The sequence below is a fragment of the Streptomyces lydicus genome (genome assembly GCF_000717345.1).
Taxonomy (GTDB): Bacteria; Actinomycetota; Actinomycetes; order Streptomycetales; family Streptomycetaceae; genus Streptomyces; species Streptomyces lydicus.
Genome location: NZ_JNZA01000031.1, coordinates 89,800 through 107,682, shown reverse-complemented (window position 1 = coordinate 107,682; position 17,883 = coordinate 89,800). Strand labels below are relative to the sequence as shown.

The window sequence follows — 17,883 nt, the reverse complement described above, 5'->3', positions numbered from 1 at the left end:
CCGCAGCCGCGTGTTCTGTAGATGTGCCGCCCCCGGCCTGGTGGCGGGACCGCATTCCCCAGGGTGCGCGCCCTTCACAGGGACCCTGGATCGGCCTCCTGTACGGGGCCCGTTCACGGATTCCCCCCACCGGGCCGGGAGCGCACGCAAACTCGTCGGCGCACGAAGGGATCTGTCTCACCCATGTATGCAGCATCGTCCGCCGTGACCGCCCCCACCCGGCCGTACCGCCCGCACCCGACGGGCAGCGGACCGTACCTCGCCCCCTCTCCTTCCGCGGGGGCGGTCCCCGGTCTCGTCGGCGGCCGGGCCCGGCGGGCACAGGGGACGGGCACCCAACCGCTCAGCGGGAGACTCGACTTGTCCGGGCCCCAGGGCGCCCAGCTGCGCGCCGCGGTCGCCTCGGTGCACCGCATCTGTCCGGAGTTCAACCCCGTCCAGGTGCTGCGCCGGAGCGGCAAGTCCGTCCTACTGGTCGGCACGACGGGCCGTATGACCGCGGTGGCGAAGTGTTTACTGGACCACTCCCCGGCGTGGGCGGAAAGGTTCCGGCAGGAAATAAGCGCATACCGCGCATTCGTCCGGCATCGTCCGCCGGTTCGGGTGCCGCGGCTGGTGGCGGCCGATCCCGACAACTGCACGCTGATCGTGGAACGGATGCCCGGCCGGGTGGCGGCCATGACGCGGCACCCGGCCGAGGCGCCGCCCCGCGCGGACGTACGGGCCGCGCTCGGCGCGATCTGCCAGATCAACCGCTGGCGCCCGCCGGCGGGGCTGTTCGACGCCCCGCTGGACTACGCGGGCCGAATCAGCCGGTACCACGACCTGGGGCTGCTGACCGACCGGGACCTGGGCGATCTGCAGAAGCTGATGCACGGCCTGTCGCACGTCCAGGGCCAGTTCTGCCACGGTGACGCGCTGCTGAACAACGTACTGCTGTCGCCCGCGGGCCCGGCGCTGCTGGACTGGGACAACGCCGGCTGGTACCTGCCCGGCTACGACCTGGCGACGCTCTGGTCGGTGCTCGGCGACGCCCCGGTGGCGCGCCGTCAGATCAGCCAGCTCGCCCAGAACGCGGGCCCGGCCTCCCGGGACGCCTTCCTGGTGAATCTGATGCTGATCCTGACCCGCGAGATCCGCCGGTACGAGACCGCGGTCCAGCGGACCATGCGCGAGCCCACGCCGACAGGCGCACCGGGTCCGGGACAACCCGGGGTGCCCGCGGCGGGCGAGGAGCAGCGGCTGCTCCTGCGCCGGCTGCACGACGACTGCCAGATGGCGCGTCGTGCGGTACGGGCGGCGGTCGGCACTCGCTGACCGCCGGACACGGGAGTGCGAGGGCTCCCGAGGGGGGATTGTGAGCGGCGCGCCCGGTACGGGACGCGCCGCTCACCCTTGTGCGCCGTGCGGGGCAGGGCGTCCACCGGCTGTCCGGGGCGATCCGGTCCGGTGGACACGCCCTGCCCCGCACCCGTTCATTGGTCCATTCCACTGACGCCTCGCAGGCCCGGCGCGGGTCCGGGAAGACTCCTCGGGAGATGCCCTGACATGCGGCGTCCCGACCCGGCACGGTGATTGACGGACCGTCGGCACACGTATGGCTCCGGACCCGACGGGGGATCTACTCTCGGGTCCACCCCGCACGGCCGTTTGCTCGCCCACCGTCACACCGTCCGGCTCGGGCCGGCTCGAGGAGGATGTTTTGCGAGGATCCGCCCCGGAAGACGAGAAGAGAACGCCCCGCCCCGCCCTGCGCAGATCCACCACCGCCCTCGCGGCGGCGATGCTGCTGCTGCCGCTCTCGGGAGCGCCGTCCGCGAGCGCCGGGCAGCCCCGGGCGGACCGGTTGCAGCGGGCCTTCACCGAGGCCGCCGCCCGCTTCCACGTGCCGCGCAGTGTGCTGCTCGGCGTCTCGTATCTGGAGTCCCGCTGGGACGGCCACGGCGGCGCGCCCAGCGTGTCGGGGGGCTACGGCCCGATGCATCTGACCGATGCCCGTACCGCCCTGACGCGGGCGCCGGAGTTCAGCCAGGGCGACGAGGACGCCCGCGGCGATTCCTCGCGCGGCCGCAAGCCGGTGCCGCACGGCGCGGCGCAGCGGGCCGTGCTGCCGGCCGAACTCCCGGCCCGGCTGCGGACCTTGGGCACGGCCGCGCGGCTGACCGGGCTACCCGCCGGGAAGCTGCGCACCGACCCGGCGGCGAACGTGCTGGGCGGGGCGGCGCTGCTCGCCGCGGAACAGCGCAAGCTGGGGCTGGCGGCGAGTGGTGATCCGGCGCGGTGGTACGCGGCGGTGGCCCGCTACGGCGGTCAGGACAGCGCGCTGGGCGGCCGGGCCTTCGCCGACGAGGTGTACGACGTGATGCGCCGCGGCCAGACCCGTACGACCGATGCGGGGCAGCGGGTCACACTGGCCGCCGCGCCGGGGCTGACCCCGGACGCCACGCAGCAGAAACGTCTTGGCGCGCCGGCCACCAAGGCCGCGGCGCCGAGCGGCGACTCCCGGCTGGAGTGCCCGCGGAACGTCGCCTGCGAGTCGGTCCCGGCGCCGTACGAGGAGTTCGGCGACAACGACTACGGCAACCACGACAAGGCGGAGCGCCCCCGGGACCAGAAGGTCAACGTGATCGTCATCCATGACACCGAGGGGTCGTGGGACGTCACGCTGAAGCTGATCAAGGATCCGAAGTACGTGTCCTGGAACTACACGATCCGTTCCTCGGACGGGCTGATCGCCCAGCACGTGCCGACCAAGGACGTCGCCTGGCACGCGGGCAACTGGTACATCAACTCGCACTCCATCGGCATCGAGCACGAGGGCTTCCTCGCCTCGCCGGACGCCTGGTACACGGAGGCGATGTACCGCGCCTCGGCCCGTCTGGTGAAGTACCTGAGCCGCAAGTACGACGTGCCGCTCGACCGGCAGCACATCCTGGGCCACGACAACGTGCCCGGCACGACGGCGTCCACGATCCCCGGCATGCACACCGACCCCGGGCCGTACTGGGACTGGGCGCACTACTTCACCCTGCTGGGCAAGCCGTTCCACGCCACGGCCGGCAGCCACGGCGGGCTGGTCACCATCCGCCCCGACTACGACCGCAACCAGCCGCCCTACACCGGCTGCGACAAGGCCGGGGACACCTGCGCGCCGCACGGTTCCACGGCGGTCCGGCTGTACACCGCGCCCAGCGAGAGCGCCCCGCTGGTCAGGGACGTCGGGCTGCACCCGGACGGCAGTGACACGACGGAGGGGGTGAACGACACCGGTGCCCGGGCCACGACGGGACAGCGGTTCGCGGTGGCGGGCCGGTCCGGCGACTGGACGGCGATCTGGTACCTCGGGCAGAAGGCGTGGTTCCGCAACCCGCACGGCGCCCGGACCGCGGTGAACGCCGAGGGGCTGATCGCCACCCCGAAGGCCGACCGCGAGGAGATCCCGGTCTACGGCCGGGCGTACCCGGAGAAGGAGGCGTACCCGGCCGGGGTGCCGTACCAGGCCGTGACGCCGCTGCCGTACAAGATCACCGCCGGTCAGAAGTACGCGGTCGGGCAGAAGGTCAGCAGCGACTACTTCTACGCGCCGACCTTCGACGTCTCGAAGCACGCGATCGTGCGCGGTGAGGACGTCTACTACGAGATCCAGCTGGGGCACCGGGTCGGCTATGTGCGCGCGGCCGACGTGGACGTGCGGCACTCGGACTCGTAGCGAGGGGTGCGCCGACCGGGCGGGCACGGGCGGTAGTGCGCGTGCCCGGTCGGTGAGCGGGCCGCGCCCGGTGGACGGCTCGGAGAGGTGCCGTCCGTCGGGCGCGGTGGGTGCCGGCCGCAGTCGGGCGCCGGCGCGCGGCTCAGCCCTGCTGGAAGAGCTCCGCGGGCAGCGGCTTGAGCAGCGCGTAGAGGTCGTCGGTGATCGGCCGGTCCCAGCTGGCGATGGTGACCAGCACGCCGTCGCTGCGGTCGAACTGGGCGCAGGAGATCCGGCTCTCGGAGCACTTGATGCGCTTGACGATCAGCAGGTTGCCCTCGTGCATGACGGGGGTGTCCTCGCTCTCGACGACGGTCACCGGCTCGTCGTTGCCGAGCGCCGCGAGCAGCTGGGCGACCTCGAAGGGCACCTCGTCGTCGGTCAGCTCGCGGGCCGGGGAGCCCTCGGGCAGATTGCCGATGATCATCGCGGGTCCGCGGCCGCCGAACAGGTCGTAGCGCAGGAAGACGCCCTGGCAGCTTCCGTCGGGTGCGGGCAGCAGGCCGGCCCCGAGGTTGCCCGGCCAGTCCCCGGGGTCCATGGCGAGAACGTCGAAGTCTGGACCGGCGGGCGTGGCTGCGCTACGGCGGCGGAGGAAGGACATGCCGCCATCGTACGTGGCCCGGGCGCACGCGCCGCGCGGACGTCGGGGTGAGCGACGCCGGGTGCGCCGGGCCTCCGCCGGCCGCCTTCGCCCTCCGTTTCAGGCCCGATCGGCCAGTTCACCGAGGTGGCGCAGCGCCTCGTCGGCCGCTTCGTGGGGCACGAAGAGGTGATCGTGGTGGAAGCCGGCGACGACGTTGCAGCTGAGGCCGGCGTCGGCGAGGGCGGTGGCGACGGCGGCGGTCAGGCCGACGGCGTCCAGCGCGGAGTGCACCCGCAGGGTGATCCAGGCGGCGAGGTAGTCGTAGGCCAGGCCGGTGCGGTCGGCTTCCTCTTGGCGGAGGACCAGGGTGAGCCCTTCGGGTTCGGCGACGGTGACCACCGGGGCGAGGCCCGGGGGGATCGCCCCGGACACGCTGGTGAAGACGTACCGGCCCTGGTGCAGTTCCGGCCGCATGCCGCGCAGCAGGACCTGGAGATCGCGTTCGCCCGTCATGCCGCCCACCCTACGAGGCGTCGCCGCGCCCTTCCCGGTGCCGCTCGTGGTGGCGGGCGACCCGGGCGCGGTTGCCGCAGGAGGGTGTGCACCATTCCTGGCGGGCGTGGTCCTTGACGAAGTAGCGCACACAGCGCGGGGCCGGGCAGGCCCGCAGCAGGGCTCGTTCGGGCCCGTCGAGGAAGGTGAGGGCGGCGCGGGCCAGCGCGGCGAGGACCGTGTCGGCGGCGGGCGGGGAGCCGGCGGGGCGGAGGCGCAGCGCGGGGGGTGCGCCGGGCTCCCAGGTGAGCTGCGGGGCGGTGGGGACGAGGGCGGCCGCGGCGTTCAGCCGGCGGATCGCCTCGTCCTCGGGGGGCAGCCGGTGGGCGTCGGCGGAGCTGGGCGGTCCCGGCCGGACGGCGCGCGCGAACAGCGAGCGGACCGCGGCCCGCAGCTCCCGTACGGCGGTGAGCAGCGCCTCGTCCGGCATGGCCGGGACCGTCGTTCCGTCCAGGAGGGCGGTGCGTTCGCGCAGCCAGACCGCGAGTCCTTCGGTGTCGGCGAGGTCGTCGGCCACCCCGCCGTGGCCGTCGTGGCGGAGGGTGACGGCGAGTTCCAGGGCGAGGCGTGTTGCGGTCATGGCTCTAATGGTAACGTCGCGAACAACCATTAGCACTCAGGGGGAGCGATATGACTGAGCCGCGCCAACTCCTGCGCGAACTCCCGGTCTTCGCAGGCGACTTGCCGGCCTTCGATCCGGTGGACACACCCGGGGAACCGGCCGGACTCTTCACCACCCGGCTCCGCGCTGCTTCCCCCCTCACCCGCCCGCCGGGTGCGGGTACGGGGCCCGGGGGTGGTGCAGTCACGCCCGGCTGGACGCTGCACACCGTGCGCGCCGAGTCGGTGGAGTTCCCGCAGGGCGACCGGGACCGCAAGCACACCCGGCCGGCGTACCGCCGTACCGCCGGCCACTGGACGAAGGAACTGCTGTGGACCTGACGACGACCGGGCGCCCCTCGCGTCCCGAAGAGGTCCGGGAGGCGATCGAGGCGACCGGGCAGCGACTGCGGGCCCTGCTGCCCGGGCTGACCGATGCCGGGACCAGGGAGCCGAGCGAACTGCCCGGCTGGTCCCGCGCCCATGTCCTCTCGCACATCGAGGGCATCGGCCTCGCGATGGCCCGGCAGGCCCGTTACGCGCTGCGCGGTGAGCTGGTCGAGCCGTACGACGGGGGCCGGCCGGGGCGCGCGGCCGCGATCGAGTCCGGTGCGCTGCGCGACGCTGCGGCGCTGGCCGGGGCGGTGGCGGCCGCGCTGGACGAGGCGTCGGCGGCCTGGGCGGCGGTCGGCCCGGCCGACTGGTCGCGTCCGGTGCGCTACCGCGACGGCGATCTGCGGACGGCATTGACGTGCTGGTGGCGGGAGTTGGAGATCCATCTGGCGGACGCCCGGCTCGGACCGGGCCCGCAGGACTGGCCGCCGGAGTTGTGCCACCACCTCCTCGGCTACCTGGCGCCCCGCGCGCCGGAGGACCTGACGCTGGTGCTGGAGGCAACGGACGAGGAGTTCTCGCGGCGGTACGGTGCCGGGGCCGCGCCGGAGGTGACCGTACGCGGCCGGCTCACCGACCTCGCGGCCTGGATGGCCGGACGCGCGCCCCGGCGTCCGCTGGACTGCCGCCGGCCGGGGGCCGGGGCGCCGCTGCCCGAGCTGCTCGACTGGCCCTAGGGGCTTTTGCCGTCACGACAGACGTCCGGAAAGGAGAGACGCGACCGTGCCCACCGGGCCCCGTACGCTCAATCTGTGGAAGGCGGGCCTCGATGCGGTCCCGCCGGAGGTCTGGCGGCGCGCCGACTGGGAGGTGCTGATCCTCGCCGACAACGCGCTGACCGAGGTCCCGGCGGCGCTCGGCGGGCTGCGCCGGCTGCACACCCTGGACCTCGGCCACAACGCGCTGACCGCCGTACCCGACGAGATCGGCGAGCTGGCCGGTCTGACCCGCTTCCTCTATCTGCACGACAACCGGCTGACCGCACTGCCGGACACCCTGGGCCGGCTGGACCGGCTCGGCTACCTCAACGTCGGCGAGAACCCGCTCGGGCGGCTGCCGGCGGCGCTGGGTGCGATGGCGGGGCTGGTCGAACTCCGGGCGCAGCGGGCCGGGTTGACCACCCTGCCGGAGTCGCTGGGGCGGCTCGGGCTACTGCGGGAGCTGTGGCTGGGCGGCAACGCCCTCACCGGGCTGCCCGCCGGGACCGCGGCGCTGGGCGAGCTGCGGGTGCTGGAGCTGCGGGACAACGCGCTGCCGTGCCTTCCCGAGGCACTGCGCGCGCTGCCGCTGCTCCGCCGGCTCGATCTGCGCGGCAACCGGCTCGGCGCGCTGCCGCCGTGGGTGGCCCGGATGCCGTCGCTGGAGAAGCTGGATCTGCGCTGGAACGCGGTGGACGACGGCGCGGAGCCGGTCCGGGCGCTGCGGGCGCGGGGGTGCGTGGTGCTCACCTGACCGGCGGCCGGCGGGGCCGCCGGCCGTCGGCCACCGGGCGCTACGTCAGGTCGAAGGCGCCGTCGCGGGCGTCGAGGACAAAGGCGCGCCACTCGCCCGGCGAGAAGATCACCGCCGGGATCTCCGGGCTGCGGCGGTTGCGCAGGGCGATGTAGCCCTCGACGAAGGCGACCTCGACGTCGCCCACGCCGTGGGTGCTCGACTGCCACTCGGCCTGCGTCAGATCGAGATCGGGCCTGGGCCCGCCCGCGAGCCGCTGCTCGGTGATGGTGTTGGCCACGTGTCCCCGCTCCTCCCGGTTCGTCGTCGCGGTCAGCCTAACCACTGTCCCGGGGGACGGACAGAGGACATGGCGGGGCGGTGGGGTGGTGGCGTTGTGGCGTGTGGGGAGGGCGCGCCGGGCGGGCGCGCCCTCGGCTCAGGCGGCCGGTGAGTCGGCGCCGACCAGCCACATGGAGAAGAACTGGGAGCCGCCGCCGTACGCGTGCCCCAACGCCCGCCGCGCGCCCTCGACTTGGTGTGCGCCGGCCTGGCCGCGCACCTGGAGGGCGGCCTCGGCGAAGCGGAGCATGCCGGAGGCGCCGATCGGGTTGGTGGAGAGCACTCCGCCGGAGGGGTTGACCGGGAGGTCGCCGTCGAGTGCGGTGACGCCGGCCTCGGTGAGCTTCCAGCCCTCGCCCTCCTCGGCGAACCCGAGGTTCTCCAGCCACATCGGCTCGTACCAGCTGAACGGGACGTACATCTCCACCGCGTCGATCTGCCGGCGCGGGTCGGTGAGGCCGGCCTGCCGGTAGACGTCCGCCGCGCAGTCCTTGCCGGCCTGTGGGGAGACGAAGTCCTTGCCGGCGAAGAGGGTCGGCTCGCTGCGCATCGCCCCGCCGTGCACCCAGGCCGCCGGGCGGGGCGAGCGCGCGGCTCCGGCCCGGTCGGTGAGGACCATGGCACAGGCACCGTCGGAGGACGGGCAGGTCTCGGAGTAGCGGATCGGGTCCCAGAGCATGGGCGAGGACTGGACCTTCTCCAGGGTGATGTCCTCCTCGTGGAGGTGCGCGTAGGGGTTCTTCAGGGCGTTGCGGCGGTCCTTGTAGGCGACGAGGGAGCCGACCGTGTCGGGGGCGCCGGTGCGCCGCATGTACGCGCGCACGTGCGGGGCGAAGAAGCCGCCGGCGCCGGCGAGCAGGGGCTGCTGGAACGGGATCGGCAGCGACAGTCCCCACATCGCGTTGGACTCGGACTGCTTCTCGAAGGCGAGGGTGAGGACGGTGCGGTGGACCCGGGCGGCGACGAGGTTCGTGGCGACCAGTGCGGTGGAGCCGCCGACGGAGCCGGCGGTGTGCACCCGCAGCACGGGTTTGCCGACGGCACCCAGGGCGTCGGCGAGGTAGAGCTCGGGCATCATGACGCCCTCGAAGAAGTCGGGGGCCTTGCCGATCACCACCGCGTCGATGTCCGCCCAGGTCAGCTCGGCGTCGTCCAGGGCACGCCGGGCGGCCTCGCGGACGAGTCCGGCGAGCGAGACGTCGCGGCGGGCGGCGACGTGCTTGGTCTGGCCGATGCCGACGACGGCCACCGGCTCCTTGTGCGCCGCGTTGCTCATCGCGCCTCTCCTTCCAGGACGGCGACCAGGTTCTGCTGCAGGCACGGGCCCGAGGTGGCGTGCGCGAGGGCGCGTTGGGACTCGCCCCGCTGGATGCGGGCGGCGGCCTCGCCGATGCGGATCAGGCCGGCGGCCATGACGGGGTTGGCGGCCAGCGCGCCGCCGGACGGGTTGATCCGGATGTCGGCGCCGGCCGGGCCGTCGAGGTTCAGGGCGCGGCGCAGCACCACCTCCTGGGAGGTGAAGGGGGCGTGCAGCTCGACGGTGTCCACCGCGGGGGCACCTCCCATGCCCTTCGGGCCATGGGGGAGTGCGAAGTAGCCGGCGCGTTCGGCGGCGAGCCGGGTGGAGGGTGAGTCGGTGAGGTCGCGGACGCCCGGACTGTGCGCCTCGACGCGGTGGTCGAGCCCGCGGATCCAGGCGGGGCGCTCGGTCAGCCGGCGGGCGGTGTCGCCGGCGGCGAGGACGACGGCGGCCGCGCCGTCGCTGACGGGCGGGCAGTCGCCGGTGTGCAGCGGGGCGGCGAGCGGCTCGCCGACGGGCACGGCACCGCGCAGCTGGGCGTACGGGTTGTCCGCGGCGGCGGCGCGGCTGCGGGCGGCGATGCCGGCCAGCTGCCGCTCGTCGGTGAGGCCGGCGTCGATCAGTGCCCGGGCCTGGAGGGCGGCGAGCGCCACGGAGTCGGGCCAGAGCGGGGCGAGGTAGTACGGGTCGAGCTGGCGGGTGAGGACGTCGCGGACCTCGCCGGGTGAGGACTTTCCGTAGGCGTAGACCAGTGCGGTCTCGGCCTCGCCGGTGAGGATCTTCACCCATGCCTCGTACAGCGCCCAGGCGCCGTCCATCTCGACGTGCGACTCGGAGATCGGCGGCCAGGCGCCGACGCCGTCGAGCGCCATGGTGAAGGAGAAGGCCCGGCCGGCGAGGTAGTCGGAGGAACCGGAGCAGGTGAAGTCGATCTCGCCGGCGGTGAGGCCGGTGCGGGCCAGCACGTCGTGGAGGACCGGCATCAGCATCTCGACCTCGGAGGTCTCCGCGCTGTCGCGGACGTGACGGCTCTGCCCGAAGGCGACGACGGCGACCTCGCGCATCAGATCAGCTCCTTGTAGCTGTCGTAGTCGGCGTCGGGTTCGCCGGTGGGGCGGTAGTGGTCGGGGAAGCGGCCGCCCTCGGTCCATACGGGTTCCACCCGCAGGCCCATCCGGACCCGGTCGTAGGGGATGCCGCCGATCCGGGCGTGCAGGGCCAGGTCGGCGCCGTCCAGGGCGATGTGGGCGTAGACGTAGGGGACCTCGATGTCCAGGTTCTTCGCCTTGATGTTGACGATGCAGAAGGTGGTGACGGTGCCGCGGGGGCCGACCTCGACCTGGGCGTCGGTGGCGACGCCGCAGGTGGGGCAGGCGCCGCGGGGCGGGACGTACACCTTGCGGCAGGCCGGGCAGCGTTCGCCGACGGTCCTGCGGTCGGCGAGCGCCCGGAGGTAGCGGGACTGGGCGCGGCCGGGGGCGTAGGTGTAGTCGAGCCGGGCGGGGGCGGTGATGCCGGTGACGGGGTCGGCGAACTCCCCGTCGTGCGGCACCGGCGCGGTGGCCGGCGGCGCGTCGTCGGACGGTTCGAAGCAGGCGATGTCGGTGATGGCGCCGGTGCGCTCGGCGGCCCAGCGGATCCGGACCCGCATGCCGGTGCGCACCGCGTCGGGGCCGGGAGCGTCCAGGGCGTGCAGCAGCGCGCTGTCGGCGCCGTCGAGCCGGACGAGCACCCAGGCGAAGGGGGTGCGCAGGGGCTGGCCGCGCCGGGGCCCGGGGTTCCAGGCCCAGGTGGTGACGGTGCCGGTGGGGGCGACCTCGACCAGGTCGGACAGCTCCTCGGCGGTGACCGGGTCGTACTCCACGGGCGGTACGAGCACCCTGCCGTCCTGACAGGTGACGCCCAGGACGGTGCGCTCGCGCAGCCCGGTGAGGAAGGCGCTCTGGACCGGGCCGAGCGAGCGGGTGAAGGGGAATTCCACGACGAGGGGTGCGGTGAGGACCTCTGGCACCTCTGGCATAACGCTCTCCTTGACGTCAGGCGCGCCGGTAGACGGGTGGGCGCTTCTCCGCGAAGGCCCGGGCGCCTTCCTTGGCGTCGGCGGTGTCGAAGACGGGCCAGCCGCAGGCGAGTTCGGCCTTGAGCCCGTCGGCCTCGGTCAGCTCGGCGGCCTCGTAGACGGAAGCCTTGACGGCCTCGACGGCGAGCGGCCCGCAGGCGTTGATCTGTCCGGCGATCTCCAGGGCCTTCTCCAGGGCGCCGCCGTCCGGCACGACATGGCCGATCAGGCCGATGCGGGCGGCCTCGGGCGCCGGATAGGGCCGGCCGGTGAGGAGCATCTCCAGGGCGTGGGTGCGCGGGATCTGGCGGGGCAGGCGGACGGTGGAGCCGCCGATGGGGAACAGGCCCCGCCGGACCTCGTAGAGCCCGAAGGTGGCGCTCTCGCCGGCGACGCGGATGTCGGTGCCCTGGAGGATCTCGGTGCCGCCGGCGACGCAGTGGCCCTCGACGGCGGCGATGACGGGTTTGCGCGGGCGGTGGTGGCGCAGCATCGCCTTCCAGTGCAGGTCGGGGTCGGCGCGCAGCCGGTCGCGGTAGTGCTCGCCGGCCATGCCGTCGCCCGCCAGGGCCTTGAGGTCCATCCCGGCGCAGAAGGTGCCGCCGGCGCCGGTGAGGACGATGGACCGGATGGTGTCGTCCTCGTCGGCGGCGGTCCAGCCGTCGTACAGGCCCACCAGCATCGGCAGCGAGAGGGCGTTCTTCGCCTCCGGCCGGTTGAGGGTGAGCACGAGTGTCGCGCCCTGACGCTCCACGGTGAGATGTTCGGTTCCGTCCATGTCGTGCCCACCATCCCTTCGGTCCGCCGTGCGCCGGACGGGGAACAGGGTGCAGGAGCCGCACGACGAGTTCAAGGCTTTTCTGACACTCAGTCAGATTTCTTGGTCCGCGGCCTTCCCTGCTCCTCCCGGCGGCGCTCTAATGACCGCCTGGGCCCGGTCTCCGGCCGGGCCGAGCCACCGCCCGCCCGGTCTGGAGGAGACGTGGAGTACAACCTGGCCGACCTCTTCGAGTCGATCGTCGACACGGTTCCCGACCGCGAGGCGCTGGTGTACGTCGACCACCCGGGGACCGGGGCCGAGCGGCGGCTGACGTACGCGGAACTGGACCGCGCCGCCAACCGTCTGGCCCACCACCTCGGTGCGCACGGCGTCGGCCCCGGCCGGCACGTCGGACTGCACCTGTACAACGGCGTCGAGTACCTCCAGGCCGTCTACGCCTGCCTGAAGCTCCGCGCCGTCCCGGTGAACGTCAACTACCGCTACGTCGAGGAGGAGTTGGCCTACCTCTACCGCGACGCGGACCTGGCCGCGCTGGTCTTCGACGCGGAGTTCACCGCGCGGGTGGCCGCCGCCCTTCCGCACGCCCCCGGGCTGCGGCACCTCGTACGGGTCGGCAGCCCGCCGCCCGGCGCCCCCGAACCGTCCCTCCCGCCGGTGGCGCTCGCGGACGCCGAGGCCGCCGGCTCACCCGACCGCGACTTCGGCCCGCGCTCCGCCGACGACCGGCTCGTCATCTACACCGGCGGCACCACCGGGATGCCCAAGGGGGTGGTGTGGCGCCACGAGGACCTGTTCTTCTCCGGGATGGGCGGCGGCGCCCCGACCGGCGAACCGGTGAAACGGCCGGCGGAGTTGGCCGAGCGGGTCGCGGCCGGCGGGGAGGGGATCGTCTTCTTCCCCACTCCCCCGCTGATGCACGGCACCTCCACGCTGACCGCCTTCATCGCCTTCCACTTCGGCCAGAAGGTCGTGCTGCACCGCAAGTACGTGCCGGAGGAGGTGCTGCGGACCGTCGAGCGGGAGCGGGTCACCAGCGTGTCGCTGGTGGGGGACGCGATGCTGCGGCCGCTGGTCGACGCCCTCGCCGGCCCCCTCAAAGGCGTCGACTGCTCGTCGCTGTTCAGCGTCAGCAGCTCCGGCGCGATCCTCTCCGAAACCGTACGCGCCGAGTTCGCCGCGCTGGTGCCGAACGCCGTGCTGCTGAACAACTTCGGCTCGTCGGAATCCGGCTTCAACGGCACCGCCACCGAGGACGCGGGCCCCGACCGGGGCTTCCGGGTGCGCGTCAACTCCCGTACCGCGGTGGTCGATCCGGCCACGCACGAGCCGGCCCCGGCCGGCGCGGTGGGCCGCCTCGCGCAGCGCGGACACGTACCGCTGGGCTACTACAACGACCCGGTGAAGACCGCGGAGACCTTCTTCGAAGCGGGCGGGGACCGGTGGGTGCTGCTGGGCGACATGGCCACCGTCGACGACGCCGGCATCGTCACCGTCCTGGGCCGGGGCTCGCAGTGCATCAACTCCGGCGGCGAAAAGATCTATCCGGAGGAGGTCGAGCAGGCCCTGAAGGCCCATCCGGACGTGTACGACGCCCTGGTGGCCGGCGTGCCGGACGAGCGGTGGGGCCATCGCGTGGCGGCCGTGGTCCAACTGCGCGCCGGCGCCGCCCCGCTGGACCTGGCGGCCATACAGCTCCACTGCCGAACCCGCCTGGCCGGCTACAAGGTGCCCCGCGCGGTGGTCTTCACCCAGCACATCCAGCGCTCCCCCAGCGGCAAGGCGGACTACCGCTGGGCGAAGGCGGTGGCGAGGGGCGAACGTGGGGCGTGAGCGGTCGGGGGGCGGACGGGCCCCCGGGCCGGGAGACTGAGCGGTGGGGGCGGGGGCCGCCTCGACCGGTCGGCGCGGGCGGGCGGGGTGCGCGGGTGAACCGCCGACCTCAACTGGTGCGGACGGTGGGCGGGGCGACCGCGCGGGCCGACCGGATGGGGGCCGTTTCAGTCGGCTGTCGCGCACACGGACCTGAGTGAGCGGGCCAGGGCGAGGGTGTGCAGGGTGTCCAGGTGGTGCTCGTGGCGCACCCGCACGGCGGCGGCGGTCAGCCGCGGGTGGCAGGACGGTGCGGAGCGGGCCTGCGGGGTGGCCGCGAGGGCTTGGACCAGCGCGGTGTTGATGCGGTTGATCTCCTTGCGCACCTCGTTCAGGTCGGGGCGCTCGGTCGGCGCCTTCGTGGGGTCCGCCGCCCACAGCCGGTGCAGCCCGCGCTGCACGATCTTGTTGGCCTCGATCTGGTCCCGGAAGACCCGCACCGTGGCGCCCGGGTCGGCGCCCAGCTGCCGGGCCTGTTCCGCCGCCGCGTCGAGCACCTGCTGCTCGCGGGCCGGATCGTCGATCGGGCTGCCGGTGCCCCACTTCGCCGCGGCCACCAGGTCACCGGTGGCCAGCCGCTCCGCGGACAGGGCGGCGAGCGACCGCAGCCCGCCGTGGTGCGTGGCGGCGGAGGGGGAGTGGAGCGTGGCTGCGACGCTCGGGGCGGGTGGGACGTGGCGGGCTGCCGGTGCCGCGGCGGCGGCGCCGGCTGCGGTGAACAGCAGGGTCGCGGCGGCGGCCGCGGTCAGCGTGCGGCGCATCGGGAGAGTCAGCGGCACGGTCGGCCTTTCTCGAACCCCCGGCCCTCCCGGGGGAGTTCGCCGAGGAGCGGGCTTCGGAGTCGTACGGCCGCGAGCCTAAGGGGTGTTTCCCCGATCAGGCCGGATCAGGGAGCGGGGGGGTGCACCGCATTCGCTGCGCTCGCTCCGTCTCGGCTCCTTTCTCCGCCCTTCGGATGCCGAACTGCCTCACAAGGCAGAGGAGGCGGTCGGCGCGGTGGGGGCACCTCCCCGCGGCAGCTGGGGGGACGTCGGTGAGCGACGACAACGCCGCGTGGGGGCGCCCCGGCGTCAGGGCGCGTGCGTGCCACACCGCGAGCCCGGGATGATCGGGGAGACGCCCGCTACGGGAACGACGCGCCGGGCGGGACGCCGGAAGAGCTACGGGCGGGGCGCCAGGAACGAGGTCACCGCGGCGAGGAATTCGCCCGGGCGCTCCTCGTGGACCAGATGTCCGGCGCCCTCGATCGTCACCAGGCGGGCGTCGGGGATCCGTTCGGCCATCTCGGCGAGGTGCTCCTGCGGGATGTGGCTGTCCGGGCCGCCGGCGATGACGAGGGTGGGCGCGGTGATCCGTGTCAGGGCGTCCCACCACCGGGGGTCGGGGTCGTTGCGCTCGGCCACCACCGCGACCTTGGCCCCCCAGTCGAACGGCTGCGGGCCCGCCGGGCGCTCGGGCACCTCCTGCGGCGGCTCGGCCGGGCGCGGCGGGGCGGCCTCCTCCAGCACCAGGCGGTCGACCAGCTCCGGGCGGTCGGCGGCCAGCAGCAGGGCGGCCAGCGCGCCCAGCGAATGCCCGACGAGGGTCACCCGCGCCAGGCCGAGCGCCTGGAGGAAGCCGATCGCGTCGTCCCGCCACCGCTCGATGCCGTACTCCCCCGGCCAGTCGCTGTGGCCGTGGCCCCGCAGGTCGAGGGCGTAGACCTGATGGGTGCCGGCGAGTCGGCCGACCACGCCGCGCCAGTCCTCACCGTCCTCCCCGAGACAGTGCAGCAGCACCGCCGGGGGCGCGCCCTCGTCGCCCCACACCCGGTACGCCAGCTGGACCTCACCGACCTGTACTTTCCGGACGTCACTCATGCGCTGGACGCTACCCGGGGCCGTCCGCGTCACGCCTCTTGACGTGTTCGCCGCGCGCTGATTACTTGGACCGGCATCCAGCTACCGAATGATCGGTAGGGAGACGAGGCGGTGACACCCCATGCCGGAAGCGGCTACGGACGGGATCAGGAACGGCGCGGCGTTCGACGAGGCGGAGCTGCTCTCCGAGGACGCGCTGCGGGAGGTGCAACTGACCCGGCTGCGCGCCTCGTTGCAGCACGTCTACACACACGTGCCCTTCTACCGTGACTCCTTCGACCGGGCCGGGGTCCGGCCGGAGGACTGCCGCTCGCTCGGCGATCTCGCCCGCTTCCCGTTCACGGTCAAGGACGACCTGCGCGCCCAGTACCCGTTCGGGATGTTCGCCGTCCCCCGGGAGCAGGTGCGCCGGATTCACGCGTCCAGCGGCACCACCGGCCGCCCCACGGTCGTCGGCTACACCGAGCGCGACCTCTCGCACTGGGCGGACGTCGTCGCCCGCTCGCTCCGCGCGGCCGGCGCCCGCCCCGGCCACATGGTCCACATCGCTTACGGATACGGGCTGTTCACCGGCGGTCTCGGCGCGCACTACGGCGCGGAGCGGCTGGGCTGTACGGTGGTCCCGGCGTCCGGGGGGATGACCAGCCGGCAGGTGCAGATCATCCAGGACTTCCGCCCCGAGGTGATCATGGTGACGCCGTCGTACATGCTCACCCTGCTGGACGAGTTCGAGCGGCAGGGCATCGATCCCCGGACCACCTCACTGAAGGTGGGCGTGTTCGGTGCCGAGCCCTGGACGCAGGCGATGCGCCGCGAGATCGAGGAGCGGTTCGCGATCGACGCCGTCGACATCTACGGCCTGTCGGAGGTCATGGGCCCCGGCGTCGCCCAGGAGTGCGTCGAGACCAAGGACGGGCTGCACCTCTGGGAGGACCACTTCTTCCCGGAGGTGGTCGATCCGCTCACCGGTGAGGTGCTGCCGGACGGCGAGCACGGTGAGCTGGTCCTCACCTCCCTCACCAAGGAGGCCATGCCGGTGATCCGCTACCGCACCCGCGATCTGACCCGGCTGCTGCCGGGCACCGCGCGGCCCGCCTTCCGGCGGATGGAGAAGATCACCGGACGCAGTGACGACATGATCATTCTGCGCGGGGTCAACCTCTTCCCCGCGCAGATCGAGGAGATCGTGCTGCGTACCCCCGGCGTGGCCCCGCACTTCCAGCTGCGGCTGACCCGCGAGGGCCGGATGGACCACCTGACCGTGCGCGCCGAGGCCCGGCCCGACGCCGGCCCCGAGGCACGCGCGGCGGCGGCCGGGCTGATCGCGCGCGGCGTCAAGGACGGCATCGGCGTCTCGGTCGCCGTCGAGATCGTCGATCCGGAGACCCTGGAGCGCTCGGTCGGCAAGATCAAGCGCATCGTGGATGCCCGGCCCCGGGACACCGCGTGAGCGCCCCGGTCGCCGCGGCCTCCCTCAGGTCATGTCCGGGTCCCCTTTGATCAGCGCGAACGGGGCGCCGGCCGGGTCCTTGACCATGGCCAGCCGGCCGACGCCGGGTGCGTCGGTCGGCGGGATCAGGACCGTGGCGCCGTGGTCGACGGCGGCGTTGAAGGTCGCATCGCAGTCGCTCACGCCGAAGTACGGGTGCCACTCCGACGTCGAACCGGCCGCCAGATGCTCCTTCTGCAGCTGCATGACGCCGCCGTGCCCGGTGTCGTCGCCCTTGCCGCCGCCCGGCGCGGAGGCGACGGAGTAGACCATGCCCGGGCCCATCGGCATGTCCTGGTAGCTCCAGGAGAAGACCGAACGGTAGAACTCCCGGGCGGTGTCCGCGTCCGTGGTGTACAGCTCCGTCCAGCAGAGGGCGTTCGGTTCCATGACCGCCTCCAGGCCCGGGGTGTCGCCCGGCTGCCACACCGCGAATTCGCCGCCCGCCGGGTCGGTGAAGGCAGCGAACCGGCCGGCGGTGAAGACCTCACTCGGCGGGACCCGCACCGAGCCCCCCGCCTGCTCCACCGCCTTGGTCGTGGCGTCCGCGTCGGTGGTGTGGAAGTACACCGTCCAGGCCGGGTTCGCCCCCTCCTCCGTCAGCGGGCCGACGGCGGCGACCGTTCTGCCGTCGAGCTGGAAGAAGCCGTACCCGCCGGCCTCCGGGCCGGCCGAGCTGAAGCGCCAGCCGAACACGGCGGAGTAGAAGGCGACGGCGGCGTCGATGTCGGGCGCGCCGAGGTCGAGCCAGTTGGGCGTGCCGGGGGCGTAGTCGGTGGTCAGCATGGTGGTCCTCCGTCGTACGGTTCGGGACGTGCGCGGCTGTTCTCCCGCCGATCCTCAGCATGGCAGGGGGCACTGACAGTCGCCCTTG

Annotated in this window: 18 protein-coding genes; 7 read left to right on the top strand and 11 right to left on the bottom strand. The window is 73.6% G+C overall.

Annotated elements, in window-relative coordinates; translation table 11 throughout:
* Nucleotides 1–183: 183 nt before the first annotated feature.
* Both OO62_RS26450 and OO62_RS26445 read left to right on the top strand, forming a co-directional pair.
* Entirely contained in the window at nt 184–1,317 is a 1,134-nt protein-coding gene (locus OO62_RS26450; RefSeq protein ID WP_077191824.1) for an aminoglycoside phosphotransferase family protein, read from the top strand.
* A 385-nt stretch (nt 1,318–1,702) separates the two neighbouring features.
* On the top strand, nt 1,703–3,709 hold the full coding sequence (locus OO62_RS26445; protein ID WP_033270084.1) for an N-acetylmuramoyl-L-alanine amidase: 2,007 nt from the start codon (nt 1,703–1,705) through the stop codon (nt 3,707–3,709).
* Between the two features lie 142 nt (nt 3,710–3,851).
* On the opposite strand, the gene OO62_RS26440 is transcribed toward OO62_RS26445, so the two are convergent.
* From OO62_RS26440 to OO62_RS26430, 3 genes are all read right to left on the bottom strand, one after another.
* Nucleotides 3,852–4,352, bottom strand: a complete 501-nt coding sequence (locus tag OO62_RS26440) for a hypothetical protein (protein ID WP_033270083.1) — start codon at nt 4,350–4,352, stop codon at nt 3,852–3,854.
* 99 nt (nt 4,353–4,451) lie between these two features.
* On the bottom strand, nt 4,452–4,847 hold the full coding sequence (locus tag OO62_RS26435; RefSeq protein WP_033270139.1) for an ACT domain-containing protein: 396 nt from the start codon (nt 4,845–4,847) through the stop codon (nt 4,452–4,454).
* Nucleotides 4,848–4,857: 10 nt separating this feature from the next.
* Nucleotides 4,858–5,466: a CGNR zinc finger domain-containing protein gene (locus OO62_RS26430; RefSeq protein ID WP_033270082.1), complete on the bottom strand. Its 609-nt coding sequence runs from the start codon at nt 5,464–5,466 to the stop codon at nt 4,858–4,860.
* 50 nt (nt 5,467–5,516) lie between these two features.
* On the opposite strand from OO62_RS26430, the gene OO62_RS26425 reads away from it, so the two are divergent.
* The 3 genes from OO62_RS26425 to OO62_RS26415 are packed head-to-tail and all read left to right on the top strand — an operon-like array spanning nt 5,517 to nt 7,331.
* A complete protein-coding gene (locus OO62_RS26425) occupies nt 5,517–5,828 on the top strand; it encodes a pyridoxine 5'-phosphate oxidase C-terminal domain-containing protein (RefSeq protein ID WP_033270081.1) in 312 nt (103 codons plus the stop codon).
* The gene (locus OO62_RS26420; protein WP_228332391.1) at nt 5,819–6,556 is read left to right on the top strand and encodes a maleylpyruvate isomerase family mycothiol-dependent enzyme; all 738 of its coding nucleotides are present in this window, start codon (nt 5,819–5,821) and stop codon (nt 6,554–6,556) included. Before OO62_RS26425 ends, OO62_RS26420 begins: the two co-directional genes overlap by 10 nt.
* Nucleotides 6,557–6,602: 46 nt before the next feature.
* Nucleotides 6,603–7,331: a leucine-rich repeat domain-containing protein gene (locus OO62_RS26415; protein WP_033270080.1), complete on the top strand. Its 729-nt coding sequence runs from the start codon at nt 6,603–6,605 to the stop codon at nt 7,329–7,331.
* A 40-nt stretch (nt 7,332–7,371) separates the two neighbouring features.
* Here OO62_RS26415 and OO62_RS26410 read toward each other — a convergent pair whose 3' ends face one another.
* The 5 genes from OO62_RS26410 to OO62_RS26390 form a co-directional block, all read right to left on the bottom strand.
* Nucleotides 7,372–7,611 (bottom strand): DUF397 domain-containing protein, encoded by a 240-nt coding sequence (locus tag OO62_RS26410; protein ID WP_033270079.1) that lies wholly within the window; start codon nt 7,609–7,611, stop codon nt 7,372–7,374.
* Between the two features lie 138 nt (nt 7,612–7,749).
* Complete coding sequence (locus OO62_RS26405) at nt 7,750–8,928, bottom strand: thiolase domain-containing protein (protein ID WP_033270078.1); 1,179 nt, start codon at nt 8,926–8,928, stop codon at nt 7,750–7,752.
* Nucleotides 8,925–10,016, bottom strand: a complete 1,092-nt coding sequence (locus OO62_RS26400; RefSeq protein WP_033270077.1) for a thiolase domain-containing protein — start codon at nt 10,014–10,016, stop codon at nt 8,925–8,927. Before OO62_RS26400 ends, OO62_RS26405 begins: the two co-directional genes overlap by 4 nt.
* Nucleotides 10,016–10,963 carry a Zn-ribbon domain-containing OB-fold protein gene (locus OO62_RS26395; protein ID WP_033270137.1) on the bottom strand — a complete coding sequence of 316 codons (948 nt, stop codon included), beginning with the start codon at nt 10,961–10,963 and terminating at the stop codon, nt 10,016–10,018. The genes OO62_RS26400 and OO62_RS26395 overlap by 1 nt, the downstream gene beginning before the upstream one ends.
* A 25-nt stretch (nt 10,964–10,988) precedes the next feature.
* A complete protein-coding gene (locus OO62_RS26390; RefSeq protein WP_033270076.1) occupies nt 10,989–11,789 on the bottom strand; it encodes a crotonase/enoyl-CoA hydratase family protein in 801 nt (266 codons plus the stop codon).
* A gap of 204 nt (nt 11,790–11,993) precedes the next feature.
* Between OO62_RS26390 and OO62_RS26385 the strand changes: the two genes are divergently transcribed.
* Entirely contained in the window at nt 11,994–13,622 is a 1,629-nt protein-coding gene (locus OO62_RS26385; RefSeq protein WP_033270075.1) for an acyl-CoA synthetase, read from the top strand.
* Between the two features lie 167 nt (nt 13,623–13,789).
* On the opposite strand, the gene OO62_RS26380 is transcribed toward OO62_RS26385, so the two are convergent.
* On the bottom strand, nt 13,790–14,422 hold the full coding sequence (locus OO62_RS26380) for a chorismate mutase (RefSeq protein WP_033270074.1): 633 nt from the start codon (nt 14,420–14,422) through the stop codon (nt 13,790–13,792).
* 399 nt (nt 14,423–14,821) lie between these two features.
* On the bottom strand, nt 14,822–15,520 hold the full coding sequence (locus OO62_RS26375) for an alpha/beta fold hydrolase (RefSeq protein ID WP_033270073.1): 699 nt from the start codon (nt 15,518–15,520) through the stop codon (nt 14,822–14,824).
* A 121-nt stretch (nt 15,521–15,641) separates the two neighbouring features.
* Between OO62_RS26375 and paaK the strand changes: the two genes are divergently transcribed.
* Complete coding sequence (gene paaK, locus OO62_RS26370) at nt 15,642–16,970, top strand: phenylacetate--CoA ligase PaaK (protein WP_051733608.1); 1,329 nt, start codon at nt 15,642–15,644, stop codon at nt 16,968–16,970.
* Between the two features lie 24 nt (nt 16,971–16,994).
* Here the strand turns inward: paaK and OO62_RS26365 are convergent, their stop codons facing one another.
* The gene (locus OO62_RS26365) at nt 16,995–17,795 is read right to left on the bottom strand and encodes a VOC family protein (RefSeq protein WP_033270072.1); all 801 of its coding nucleotides are present in this window, start codon (nt 17,793–17,795) and stop codon (nt 16,995–16,997) included.
* Between the last annotated feature and the right edge of the window lie 88 nt (nt 17,796–17,883).